Source organism: Gordonia sp. 852002-10350_SCH5691597, from assembly GCF_001665715.1.
In the GTDB taxonomy this organism is placed as follows: domain Bacteria; phylum Actinomycetota; class Actinomycetes; order Mycobacteriales; family Mycobacteriaceae; genus Gordonia; species Gordonia sputi.
Genome location: NZ_LZMO01000018.1, coordinates 1 through 11,546, shown reverse-complemented (window position 1 = coordinate 11,546; position 11,546 = coordinate 1). Strand labels below are relative to the sequence as shown.

Genomic DNA, 11,546 nt, shown 5'->3' with positions numbered 1-11,546 from the left:
GGAACGTGCTGCGGCGATCGCGAAACGTGAAGCGTACGAGCGCACCTGGCGTTACCGAATCCGTAAGACGTGGCGAGAAGTGAAGACTCGTGTGCACCTTGCATGGTCGGTGCTGCGTGGCTATCACGAGTGTGGGGAGACGTGGTGATGACGCAGATGACAACCCGCTCATGGCAAGCACTCCCCGACACCCATCGGCCCACGCTCGAGCAACAACGGATGGAGCAAACCGGCATGACTGACGACCTGTACCTCACCCGAGCCGAAATCCAACAAACAGCAACCAGACTCCACGAACTCGCCAACTGGATCTGCGACGACCTCGACGCCACCCTCTGCCGCCAAGTCGCCTTCACCGACCGCACCAACGGACGAGTCCGCGGCAAAGGCGAAACCCCCAACGTCTACAACGAACGAGCCTCCGAAGTAGCCCACGACCTCCACGACGTACTCCGCACATGGGTCGAACACACCTGCACCCACAACACCCACGGACTCACCTGGCCCGGAGAACAACGCCCCCAACGTCACGCCCAATGGCTCAACCGCCACCTCATCGACCTCGCCAAAACCGAAGAAGCACCCCAAGCAGCCGACGAAATCAAAGACTGCTGGCAACGCGCCAAACAAACCATCGACAGACCACAACCACAAGAGTTCGTCGGCCCCTGCCAATCCACCACAGACGGTGTCACCTGCGAAGGCGTCTACTGCCACAAAGGGGCAGACACCAAGAAATGCCAACCATGCGGCATCACCATCGACATCCCCTCCGTCAAAGCAGCAACCGAAGAAGTCATGCGCGACCACCTGTTCACCAAACAAGAACTCCGCATCGCAATGGTCATGTACACCAGCACCCCGGTGCCGAGACAAGTCATCGACAACTGGATCAGACGAGGCCGCATCACAGACAAAGGCGGCAAATATCAACTAGACGAAGCCCTCTCACTCTGGGAAGCTTCCCGACGAAAGGCAGGATAAAAGGCACTTCTATCCGGTCAACACACACCCTGCAACGCGTCACGTGGTGACGATCCCGTGAGCCCTACCCTCGGCCACACGGATATCCAGATCCAGGAGGACATGGCTGACGGGGAAGGCAAAGCATGGAGGGACAGCGTTCCTCCTAATCCGATTATCTAGAAGATAAGGAAACGAAATGGCGGACGGACAGCCTGACATGAGCACAGCGATTCAGTGGCTGAAAAAGATCCAGGATCTACACTCTCCCCTCGTTCCTCCTGAGGGCATGGCCCTGATGGGAAGCAAGCCAGGAGACGAGTATTGCGACGGGTGCGAGTGGAACGATCCTTACGAGGCTGTGTCCTGGCCTTGTGACACGAGGAAGCTGACAGACCAGGCTCTCGCCGAGCTTCAAGGTTCGAGCGTGTCTCCTTGAAACATCGGACACTCTGTGTCACTCTTTGTGTGAAGCTGGGTGAATTGCGGAAACGCACACCCAGCTTTTCGCATCCTTCCCCTCATTCGCCAGGAGGCACGCAGGGGATTCGGAGGGGCGCGCACTCCGAGCAGCCACACTCGCCAGCAACGCTGCACAACACCGCGCATCACACTTCAGGAGGCGGGAACGCATGGCATCTCTCGGGACACAAGAGGTAGAGCTGACCGTCGAAGTATCGTTCGATAACGGCGCACTACTCACAGCACACGAGAAGGCGTGCTTCCCAATCGAGATGCGCACATTGCAGGCAGAGGAACAGACGCAGCCCATCGAACTACACATCGACAAGCGCGCCTTCTCCAACGCTGTCGCTGATGCACTAGAGCGCATCGCCCAACAGATACGAGGCGAGTAATGGCTTGGCTACTCATCGCACCCATCTACCTCGCAGCCCGCACCGCACAATGGCTCACACAGCGAGCCGAAAGTGCAGCCATGAGGGAAGCGGCATGGGCGAATGCCGTAGCAGCAGAGGAAACCTCGGCACATGGCGAGAGCCACTAAGACCACCGCACGCGGACTCGGCTGGCAACACCAACGCACACGCGCCCAACTCCTCACACAACACACAGACGGAACACCCTGCTGGTGGTGCGGACGCCCAATGTTCAAACAACCCGAACGCAACTGGGACACCACACCACTCGAAGCCGACCACACCGTCTCCCGCTCCCAAGGCGGAACACGAGCCGACCGACTACTGCATTCAGTTTGCAACCGCCAACGCGGAGACGGCAGCCGAGACCACTTGCGGCCCGCGGTAACCGGGAGCTCATCAGCTATACCCCCGACATTGGGGTCGCTCGGTCATCGAGCCATGGATTGGCCCTGACCTACCCACAAAGAAGAACCCCCGAACCTGCTCCAACAGGCCGGGGGTGTTTGCCGACTGTGAAGGAGTCGACACCATGAAGTTAGCAAAGACCACCGCCCGCGGCCTAGGTTGGCAACACCAAAAGCGCCGCCTCGAACTCATCGAATCACACAACGACGGCGAACCCTGCTACTGGTGCGGCCTACCCATGTGGAAAGACGCAACCAGGAACTGGGATGAGCGACCACTCGAAGCCGACCACGTAACCCCTCGGTCAGTAGCGACGACGCCCGCGGATCGACTACTCCACCAGTGGTGCAACAGGAAACGAGGCGCCGGCGAGAACGATCATCGCCGTCCCTCGCTAACAGGAGAACCCATGCACCGGAAAATCACAGTCATCACCAAGCCGCGCGTGACCCGCACCCCACCCCCTTCAAATATCTGAACCCCCCTGTAGTTGCTGACTGGCCGAGGTAGTCAAGGTTTTATTTTTTCGCTGTTCAGGAGGGTTTCTGGTGAGTTCGGATGCCCTGTCTGCGACTGGTGAGCGGTTGTTCGCCGAGTTGGTGGATGGTTCGTCGTCTGAGGCTGTGAGGGTGTTGGCTTTGGAGGCGGCGCGTATCGCTGATCGTCTCGACAAGCTGGATCTGGTGTTGCGGGGCGATGTGGATGTGTGGATGACGTTGGTTCACGACAATCGCACTGAGGATTACGAGTTGCGGATTGATGATGCGGCTCGGGAGGCACGTCAGCAGGCGACTGTGCTGCGGTCGTTGGTGTCTGAGGTGTTGAAGATCCGTCCTCCGGTGGAGGCCGATGACGATGACGACTGCGACGTCTGAGTTTCCGAAGCTTTCGGGTCGTCAGGAGCCGGAGAATCTGTCGGAGTTTCCGGGTGATGACACTGATGGTCTTCGTGCGGTGCGGTTTGCGCGAAATGCGCGGACGATTCCGTTGCCGTGGCAGGAGAATGTGTTGGTGGGGATGCTTCGGCGTGACCTCACTGATGCTGATCGACCGTGGACGCATCCTGACGTGTTGTTGTTGGTGCCGCGGCAGAACGGCAAGACTCTGATTTTGGTGTTGCGGTGCTTGTTTGGGCTGTTCATCTTGAATGAGAAGATCGTTTTCTCATCGCAGCGGTGGCAGACGAGTTTGAACACGTACAAGAGGCTGTCGGCGGTCATTCGTTCGCGTCCGTCGCTGAATAAGCGGGTGGTGACGAACTCGAAGCAGCCTGGTAGCGCCTACATCGAACTCGCTTCGGGTGCTCAGATCACGTTCATTACGCGGTCGAATGACTCGGGGCGTGGTTTGGATGAGGTTGACCTCGTGATTTATGACGAGGCGTACAACCTTACGGAGTCTGAGACGTCGGGGTTGTCGTGGACGCAGATGGCGTCGCGTAATCCGCAGACGATTTATGCGTCTTCGGCGGCGAATGCGAATCAGCACATCAACTGTGCGGTGCTAACGGGTCAGCGTAAGCGTGGTCTCGAGCATGGTGAGGGCTTGTACTTCGCTGAGTACATGGCACCTGACGGCGAGTGGAACGATTTGGAGACTGCGCGCCGTGCGAATCCGTCGTATGGGGTGATCCAGACTGACGCGAAAATCTTGAAGGAGATTCGCGCTGCTCGTACTCCGGCTGCTCGTCGCTCGTATGAGGTTGAGGCGCTGGGTCGGGGTGTGTGGCCTGCCGATGTGGAGTCACATGAGGCGGTCATCGATCCGGAGGCGTGGAATGCGATGACGAATCAGTTTCCGGCGCTGGTGGGTTCGATCGGCCTGGCTCTCGATCGTAGTCCTGATGGGTCGGTGTGGGTGTTGGCTGCGGCTCAGCACACTGCTGATTCTCGTGTGCATGTGGAGATCGGTTACTGCCAGTCGGCGACGTTGCGTGGTGCTGCCGCGTATGTGTCGAAGGTTGTTGCGGCGTGGGACCCGTGCGTGTTGGTGATTGATCGGAAGTCCGCTGCTGCGGCGGTGGTTCCGTTGCTTGCTGAGGATGGCATCGAGCCAGAGTTGACGGGTGCTCCACAGATGGCTGTCGCGTGTCAGGGGTTCCTTGATGATGCGGGTGATGGTCAGTTGTCGCATTCAGGGCAGCGGGTGTTGTCGGATGCGGTTGCTGATGCGACGAAGCGGATCATGCCGCAGGGCGATTTCGCGTGGGACCGCACTGAGGGGTCTGTGGCTCCGCTGGTGGCGGTGACGTTGGCCCGATGGGGTTTGCTCACGTTTGGTCTTGATGTGGCGGGTCCGATGGTTCGTCCGCCGATGCCTGTGCCGGAGAGTGTTTCGGCTGATCTTGATGTGTTGACGGCTGCGTTCTGAGAGGAGGTGGGCTGTGGCGAAGCAAGTTGCGGTGAAGGCGCCGAAGCCTGCGTTCTCTGAGAAGGGCTACGTGTCGAGCATGGTGCCGGATGGCACGTTCTCGCAGTGGGAGATGTTTGAGCGGGTCCCGGATTTGCAGTGGCCGGCGTCGGTGCAAACGTACTCGCGGATGATGCGTGAGGATTCGCGTGTGTCGTCGTTGTATGCGGCGATCACTTTGCCGATTCGGCGTACTCCGTGGCGCATTGAGGCTGCTGGCGCTCGTGATGAGGTGGTGGAGTTTTGCGCCCGTGATCTCGGGTTGCCGATTCAGGGTGGCGATGATTTGCCGCAGCCTGCGCGCACGAAGGGAAAGTTTTCGTGGACGCAGCATCTCGGGTGGGCGCTGACCAATCTGGTGCAAGGGCACAGCGTGTTCGAGCAGGTGTACCGCGCTGACGGTGATGGCCGGGCGCATTTGGACAAACTGGCGCCGCGTCCGCAGCGCACGATCTCGGCGTGGAATGTGGCGCTCGATGGTGGGTTGATGTCGATTGAGCAGATGGCTCCCGCGTCGACCGGCAAGGTGCTGTACGGGGTGTCTCCGCTGCGTATCCCGATCGGTCGTCTCGTGGTGTATACGCGCGACATGGAGCCGGGGCAGTGGATCGGTAATTCGTTGCTGCGTCCGTCGTTCAAGCATTGGCTACTCAAGGACGAGTTGATTCGCTATCAGGCGGTGGCGATTCGCCGTAACGGCATGGGTGTTCCGATCGCGGAGTCTCCCGAGGGTGCGACGCAGGATGATGTAAACTATCTGGCCCGCATGATGCAGTCGTATACGGGTGGAAGTAATTCTGGTGGTGCTCTGCCTCCGGGCGCGAAGATGAGTCTGTTGGGTGTGCAGGGCAACCTTCCCGACATTCAGGCGGCTATTGCCTATCACGACAACATGATTGCGATTGCGGGGTTGGCGCACTTCCTGAACTTGTCGGGTGGCGGGTCGTATGCGTTGGCGTCGGTGCAGGCGGACACGTTTGTGCAGTCGGTGCAGACGTTCGCCGAGTCGATTCGTGACACTGCGACCGCGCACATCGTTGAGGATCTGGTGGACATCAACTTTGGTGTGGATGAGCCTTCTCCGCGGATTGTGTTCGATGAGATTGGCTCTCGTCAGGATGCGACGGCTGCGGCGTTGAAGATGCTTGTCGAGGCGGGGTTGTTGTCGCCGGACATTTTGGTGGAGCAGACGGTGCGGCAGCAGTTGGGGTTCCCGGCGAAGCCTGCAGATGAGTCTCCTGCACAGCCTGAGCAGGTAACGCCTACTCCGGTTGCTGCGAGTGCCCGAAAGCATGTTCAGCCGGCACAGGAGACGTTGTGGTAGACGTCCTATCGGCGCCGATCCTGGCGACGATCCCGCGTGTCGAGCTCGGTTCGGTTGGCACCTGGGACATCAGCAACATCGCCGGATGGCATCCCACAGCAGACGATTTCGCCTCCGCTGTTTCAGCGCTCGACTGCCCCGCAGTGCGGCGCCCGGTGTTGAAACTGGGCCACTCGGACGGCCCCGGTGATCCGTCGATCGGGTTGATCGACAACCTCGCCATGTCGGCGGACGGGCAAACCCTGGTCGGTGACTTCGTGGGTGTGCCCGCATGGTTGGCGTCCGCTGACGGTGACGGCCACTCGGTGATTGCGTCCGCCTACCCCGATAGGTCGGGGGAGTGGGAACACAACTATGTGTGCCAACTCGGTCACACGCACCCGTTCGTGCTGCATTCGATGGCGTTGCTCGGTGTCGTCCGTCCTGGAATCGGAACGCTGCAAAGCCTCTACGACTTGTATGCGAAAGCACCAGAGAAGGAGAAGCCAATGGCCGCAACGGCTCTGGTATCGGTGACTGTTGATCAGGTGCGCTCCGCGTACTACAACGGTCCTGCCGCAAATAACTACAACCTGTGGATTCGGGAGATGCTGATCGACCCGCCACAACTCATCGTGCAGGACGACGCAGACGACTCCTTGTTGAAGGTGCCGTACACGGTCACCGATTCGGAAGTGACGTTCGGGGAGCCTGCCAAGGTCAAGGTCGAGTACATCGACGATTCTCCCGCCCCTGCTGAGCCTGATGTGGATGGCGAGCAGGTGGCGGCAGCCGCACCAATTGTTCGGTTCGCGTCGCGCGCCGAATCACGTCCCGGCCATCCGGTCGGTACGTCGAAGCCCACCGCGGGAGCGGATGGGGTAACCACCGAAGGAGGTTCGGGCGTGGAAATCACGAACGAGCAACTGGCGGCACTCCGCACTGCTCTCGGGCTTGCGGACGACGCCGATCTGAGTGCGATCACCGATGCTGCGAAGGCGATTGGTGATCAACTGCCGACCTTGCGTGAGGCGTTGGGCCTGGCCGAGGACGCCACGATCGATGACATCGTGAAGGCTGCGCAGGAGGCCGTGAAGGATAAGCCTGCCGATGACGGTGCGCCGACTGATGGTCAGCCTGCCGCGGCGTCGACGAAACTTCCGCAGGGTGTTGTGGCGGTCGATGCGGGTCGTCTGGCGACACTCGAGGCCAACAGTGCCCGGTTCGCGGAGCATCTGGAGAACGAGCGTCGGGCGGGTGTCGAGAAGACGCTGAATGCGGCGATCTCGGAAGGCCGTATCACTCCGGCGCACAAGGAGTCGTGGCGTAAGTCGTTCGAGGCGAATGCTGATCAGGCGCGTGACCTGCTCGCCACTCTGGCCCCGAACTCGGCTGTCCCCGTGTCCGAGCTGGGCCACTCGACTGAGCCGGCCGACATATCCGACGTCCGCGACTCTGCGGCATACAAGGGACTGGAGGGCTGATCATGGCCGGAATTGTTGTGAAGTTCGAGAAGGGCCGGATTACCCACACGGCCGAGGCGCCGATCGTTGGTGGCCAGGTTGTGCATCCGGGTACTGGTCCACGCAGTGCGGTACCGGCGACCGCCGACTCTGAGAAGGTCCTCGGCGTCGCGCTCACCGATGCCGCACCGAAGACCGATCCCGCACCGGGCGTGCTGTATGTCGGCACCGATCAGGTGACCGTCGCGTCGGCGCCAGCCTCCGTGCCGGTGAAGTCGAACAACAGCGCCAACCCGGGTGACCTTGTGGTCGCCCACACCGCGGGTGCGGTGAAGAAGGCCCCGGCCGAGGCGAAGATCACCCAGATCGTCGGCCGCGTCATCGAGAAAATCGGAGGCGCAGACAACATCGTCCTCGTCCGGCTGGGAGGCTGACCAATGGCAGACAACACACCCGTCATCGTGTCGATTAACGATGGCCTGAGCATCACCGTGAAGCAGGTGATGGGCGACCCTAAGGTCATCCCTACTCGCGTGATCGACCTTGTGCGAGATCAGATCGTCGGCGAAACCCTGTTCCGCAATGCGGGAAATCCAGGAAGTCTTCTGGTCCAGTTCCAGAAGTCCAAGCCGATGTTCCTCGATGGTGGCCCTGAGCCCATCGCCGAGTTCGGCGAGATCCCGGTGTTCGACCTGGGTGAGGGTGAACCGGACGTTGCCCGCGCCCTCAAGATTGGTGCAGCCGTGCGTATCTCGCGAGTCATGCGCGACTACAACCAGATCGACAAGGTGAAGCACCAAATCGATGGCGCATCCAACACCATCATTCGGGCCAACGACACGGCATTCCGTGAGGCACTCGACGACGCGGACGTGCCTACGGTCGCGGCTAGTGCCGCATGGGACACCGCCGGGGCGAAGGCCGTCAACGACGTCATCGACGCGATCGATCTCGTGAGCACCGCGACGTACGTCGATGGCGATCCGTCCCAGCCTCTCGGCTTCACCCCTGACACTCTCGCGATCCATCCGTCGAATCTGCGGGCGTGGTTCAAGAGCGACGACTACAAGGCACTCTTCCAGGGCAATGTCGCCGGTGAGCACGTCGCCTTCAAGGGGGCGCTGCCGGAGAAGTTCCTTGGTCTGACGGTGCTCGTGTCGCCGTTCTGGCCACTCGACAAGGCGCTCGTCAGCCAGCGGGGCATCACCGGCTTCTATGCCGATCCCGACCCCTTGCAGGGCACCGGTCTCTACGGGGAGGGTGGCGGCCCCAATGGTGGTCCGACAGAAACCTGGCGTGCGGATTTCACCCATACGCGCGTGATCGGTGTCGATGAGCCGAAGTCTGCTTGCTGGATCACAGGACTGCGCTGATGTCGGAATACCGCCTTCTAGCGCATCTCTGGACCGGAAAGGATGGGGTGCGCCGCCGGCGTGGAGACGTGTTCACTCCCCCCGACAGTGAGGTGCAACGCCTACTGAAGGTGGGCGCCATCGTGTCCGCCGACCCCAATGTTGCCGTGTCTGAGCCGGTGTCGGACGGCAAGCCGGGGCGCCCTCGCCAGACCGCCCCTGTCGCCGAGTGGCGGAAGTATGCGGTCGAGTCGGGGAAGTTCAACGCCGATGAGGCGGAGGAACTGACCAAGGCTGAACTGATCGAGATTCTGTCGTGAGTGGGGAGGGGGTGTTCATTTCGGTTGATGATTTCGCGGCTGAGTGGCGCCCCCTCTCGCCCGCGGAAGAGTTGACCGCGGACCGACTGCTGGCGTCGGCGGCTCTGTGGATTCGGGAACAGTACGAGAAGTTTCACGGCTCGCAGATCGCCGACGACCATGCTGGCGCTATCTCGGTGTCGATCGATGTGGTGCGTAATGCGATGGAGACCGGCAAGTATGCGGGTCATCTGTCGTATGGGCGTACCGAGGGGCCGCGCGCCAAGTCGGGAACACTAGCTGCCCCTGGTGGGTCTTTGGTGTTCACTGACTGGCATAAGGAGCAGTTGGGAATCCCGACACGTCCACGCCCGTCATACCTTTTCGATGGGATTGTCCACGATGCTCGGTACTGAAACCGTCGTCGTTGCTGGTGATTTCGTGCGTGACGAGGACGGCAAGGTTACCCAAAGTGCCGGTATTGGTCCGGTCGCCGGGTGTCAGGTGCAGCCTCTCACCTCGCAAGAGTTGGTGGAGCGTGGACGTTCCGCCACTGATGATGCGGTGCGGGTCCTCCTACCCATCACGGATGGCATCACCCGAGATTCGCTTCTCGTGGTACGGGGGGTCACCTACCAGATTGACGGCAACCCACAGCCGTATGTAGACCCCGATGATCCCGAACTGTCGGGCTATGACATCGAAGCGACTCGACGGGAGGGGTGATGGCGCCACCATTCCGCCTTGACCGCAAGGGCGCCCGAGAGATCCTGCAAGCCGAGTTCACGGATGAAATCAATCGTCTCGCTCATTCGATTGGCGACCAGTGTGGCGACGATGTGGAGGTTCAGTCGTACACCACTGACCGTGGTGCGGCGTCGGTGACGGTGCCTGCGTTGTTGCAGGCGCGTGACGGGGTGTTGACCCGTGCTGCGTCCGCTGTAGGTCTTGAGGTTCGTACGAAATGACCCGCCCCACGGCAGCGGTTCGGCCACAGGATGCCGCACCGCTAGTGAAGGCATGGCTGAAAACACAACTCGCGGGCGTGTTTCCCACATTGCGGGTGCGGCTCGAGCATGACGAGAAGTGGTCGCTGGGATCGAATCCCGAGCTGGTGGTGTTCGATGACGGCGGGCCGCTGAATCAGTGGCCGGTCACCACCGCACCCACCATTCGGATTACGACGTGGACGACTGGACGTGACGTGTCGATCGCGAATCATGTGCTGGGCCTGATGTTGTGTACTCCGATTCCGGGGATTGCGAGTGTTCTTCCTGGGAGTGCGGTGATTGAGTCCCGCGATTCCTCTGGCGCCGATTTGGCGTCGTTCACGGTGCGTACACGCGTCCGCACCGTCGCCCTGTAACTGGGCCTGATTCCACCACCCCTCTCCCGTGTGGGTGGCAGCCGCACAAATTCCGTATCCAACAACCCGAGAGGGGTTCTTTCTCATGGCTGGAAATCCCGAGAATGTGAACATTTGGGCTGAGGCCGACGTGTATGTCCTCAAGCCTTCCGATCTGACCGGCGCGCTATCGACGGTGCTGCCCACCGACGCGGATGCTGCGTGGCCTACCGCGTGGAAGCCTGCTGGCCTTCTCAACGGCGACGCAGGTTTCGAGGAGTCCGCCGAGTGGGATGAGACCGAGCACTCCGCGTGGGGTTACGGCGTCATCAAGGTCGGCTACAAGGACTTCAAGATAGCGCGGAAGTTCACGACCCTCGAAGAGAATCCGACCGTCGCATACCTGCGGTCGAAGAACGACACGGCGACCGCCGTCAAGGTGTCGCGTCCTGCCGACGCCTATCTCGGTTTCGAGACCCGCGACGGTAACGGCAAGATCAAGCGCCGCATCACGACCATGCCGGCGTCGGTGAAGTATTCGGGTGCGACCGAGAATGAGTCGGATCTGCCGGAGGTCGAGTTCGAAGCGAAGATCTTCCCGAACGACGTGAAGGAACTGTTCATCAAGCAGGAAGCGTCGTGATTTCGGTCCGGTTCACGGAGGATCGCGGTTCTCGCGTGAAGGGTGATGTGGCGCGGTTCGACGATGCGTCGGCTGCCTACATCGTCGGCGAGGGCGCGGCGGAGTTCGTGGACGTGCCTGGTGATGTCGTCCCCGAGGAGGAGTTCACGCCTCCGGAGGGGTTCAAGCTGGCTAGCGCCGAGGACGGCGACTGAGCCTGTGAGTGTCGTCCCGTCCGAGTTCTTGTGCGGTGCTCGGGCGGGGCGGCTTCCACCGCACAACAACCGCACAAGAACTCGGACGTGACATGCCTGATATGCCGCACGTGACGATCGACCGACGTCATCACAAGATGTACGTCGATGGGGTCGAGTTCCCATGGATCATCGCCGAACGTGGTCCTGAGGTGGAATCCATCGCCGCGCCACACGAACTCCCGGTTGTGCTCGTGCCTATCGTCGCGAGTGATGTTGAGGTGATCCCCGCCGATGAGAAAAATTCCAA

At 60.9% G+C, this 11,546-nt stretch carries 15 protein-coding genes; all 15 read left to right on the top strand.

The window, feature by feature from the left end:
* Nucleotides 1-144: 144 nt before the first annotated feature.
* The 15 genes from A5777_RS01370 to A5777_RS01295 all read left to right on the top strand — a co-directional run bounded on the left by A5777_RS01370 (nt 145) and on the right by A5777_RS01295 (nt 11,257).
* Nucleotides 145-984 carry a hypothetical protein gene (locus tag A5777_RS01370; RefSeq protein ID WP_156529250.1) on the top strand — a complete coding sequence of 280 codons (840 nt, stop codon included), beginning with the start codon at nt 145-147 and terminating at the stop codon, nt 982-984.
* A 611-nt stretch (nt 985-1,595) separates the two neighbouring features.
* The gene (locus tag A5777_RS01360; protein ID WP_064861377.1) at nt 1,596-1,820 is read left to right on the top strand and encodes a hypothetical protein; all 225 of its coding nucleotides are present in this window, start codon (nt 1,596-1,598) and stop codon (nt 1,818-1,820) included.
* Nucleotides 1,821-2,797: 977 nt separating this feature from the next.
* On the top strand, nt 2,798-3,124 hold the full coding sequence (locus A5777_RS01355) for a hypothetical protein (protein WP_082933496.1): 327 nt from the start codon (nt 2,798-2,800) through the stop codon (nt 3,122-3,124).
* Nucleotides 3,099-4,619, top strand: coding sequence for a terminase large subunit (locus tag A5777_RS01350; protein WP_064861375.1), 1,521 nt, complete (start codon nt 3,099-3,101; stop codon nt 4,617-4,619). The genes A5777_RS01355 and A5777_RS01350 overlap by 26 nt, the downstream gene beginning before the upstream one ends.
* A gap of 13 nt (nt 4,620-4,632) precedes the next feature.
* Entirely contained in the window at nt 4,633-5,982 is a 1,350-nt protein-coding gene (locus tag A5777_RS01345; protein ID WP_064861374.1) for a phage portal protein family protein, read from the top strand.
* Nucleotides 5,976-7,445 (top strand): phage protease, encoded by a 1,470-nt coding sequence (locus A5777_RS01340; RefSeq protein WP_064861373.1) that lies wholly within the window; start codon nt 5,976-5,978, stop codon nt 7,443-7,445. Before A5777_RS01345 ends, A5777_RS01340 begins: the two co-directional genes overlap by 7 nt.
* Nucleotides 7,446-7,447: 2 nt before the next feature.
* Complete coding sequence (locus A5777_RS01335) at nt 7,448-7,858, top strand: structural cement protein Gp24 (RefSeq protein ID WP_064861372.1); 411 nt, start codon at nt 7,448-7,450, stop codon at nt 7,856-7,858.
* Between the two features lie 3 nt (nt 7,859-7,861).
* Nucleotides 7,862-8,797, top strand: coding sequence for a phage major capsid protein (locus A5777_RS01330; RefSeq protein WP_064861371.1), 936 nt, complete (start codon nt 7,862-7,864; stop codon nt 8,795-8,797).
* A 68-nt stretch (nt 8,798-8,865) separates the two neighbouring features.
* Nucleotides 8,866-9,096, top strand: coding sequence for a hypothetical protein (locus tag A5777_RS01325; protein WP_156529249.1), 231 nt, complete (start codon nt 8,866-8,868; stop codon nt 9,094-9,096).
* 11 nt (nt 9,097-9,107) lie between these two features.
* On the top strand, nt 9,108-9,491 hold the full coding sequence (locus A5777_RS01320) for a hypothetical protein (protein ID WP_156529248.1): 384 nt from the start codon (nt 9,108-9,110) through the stop codon (nt 9,489-9,491).
* Nucleotides 9,478-9,801, top strand: a complete 324-nt coding sequence (locus A5777_RS01315) for a head-tail adaptor protein (protein WP_064861368.1) — start codon at nt 9,478-9,480, stop codon at nt 9,799-9,801. The genes A5777_RS01320 and A5777_RS01315 overlap by 14 nt, the downstream gene beginning before the upstream one ends.
* Nucleotides 9,801-10,043 carry a hypothetical protein gene (locus A5777_RS01310; protein WP_064861367.1) on the top strand — a complete coding sequence of 81 codons (243 nt, stop codon included), beginning with the start codon at nt 9,801-9,803 and terminating at the stop codon, nt 10,041-10,043. Before A5777_RS01315 ends, A5777_RS01310 begins: the two co-directional genes overlap by 1 nt.
* Entirely contained in the window at nt 10,040-10,441 is a 402-nt protein-coding gene (locus A5777_RS01305; RefSeq protein ID WP_064861366.1) for a hypothetical protein, read from the top strand. The genes A5777_RS01310 and A5777_RS01305 overlap by 4 nt, the downstream gene beginning before the upstream one ends.
* An 85-nt stretch (nt 10,442-10,526) precedes the next feature.
* Complete coding sequence (locus tag A5777_RS01300; RefSeq protein WP_064861365.1) at nt 10,527-11,063, top strand: hypothetical protein; 537 nt, start codon at nt 10,527-10,529, stop codon at nt 11,061-11,063.
* Nucleotides 11,064-11,098: 35 nt separating this feature from the next.
* Nucleotides 11,099-11,257: a hypothetical protein gene (locus tag A5777_RS01295; protein WP_156525590.1), complete on the top strand. Its 159-nt coding sequence runs from the start codon at nt 11,099-11,101 to the stop codon at nt 11,255-11,257.
* The last annotated feature ends 289 nt before the right edge of the window (nt 11,258-11,546 follow it).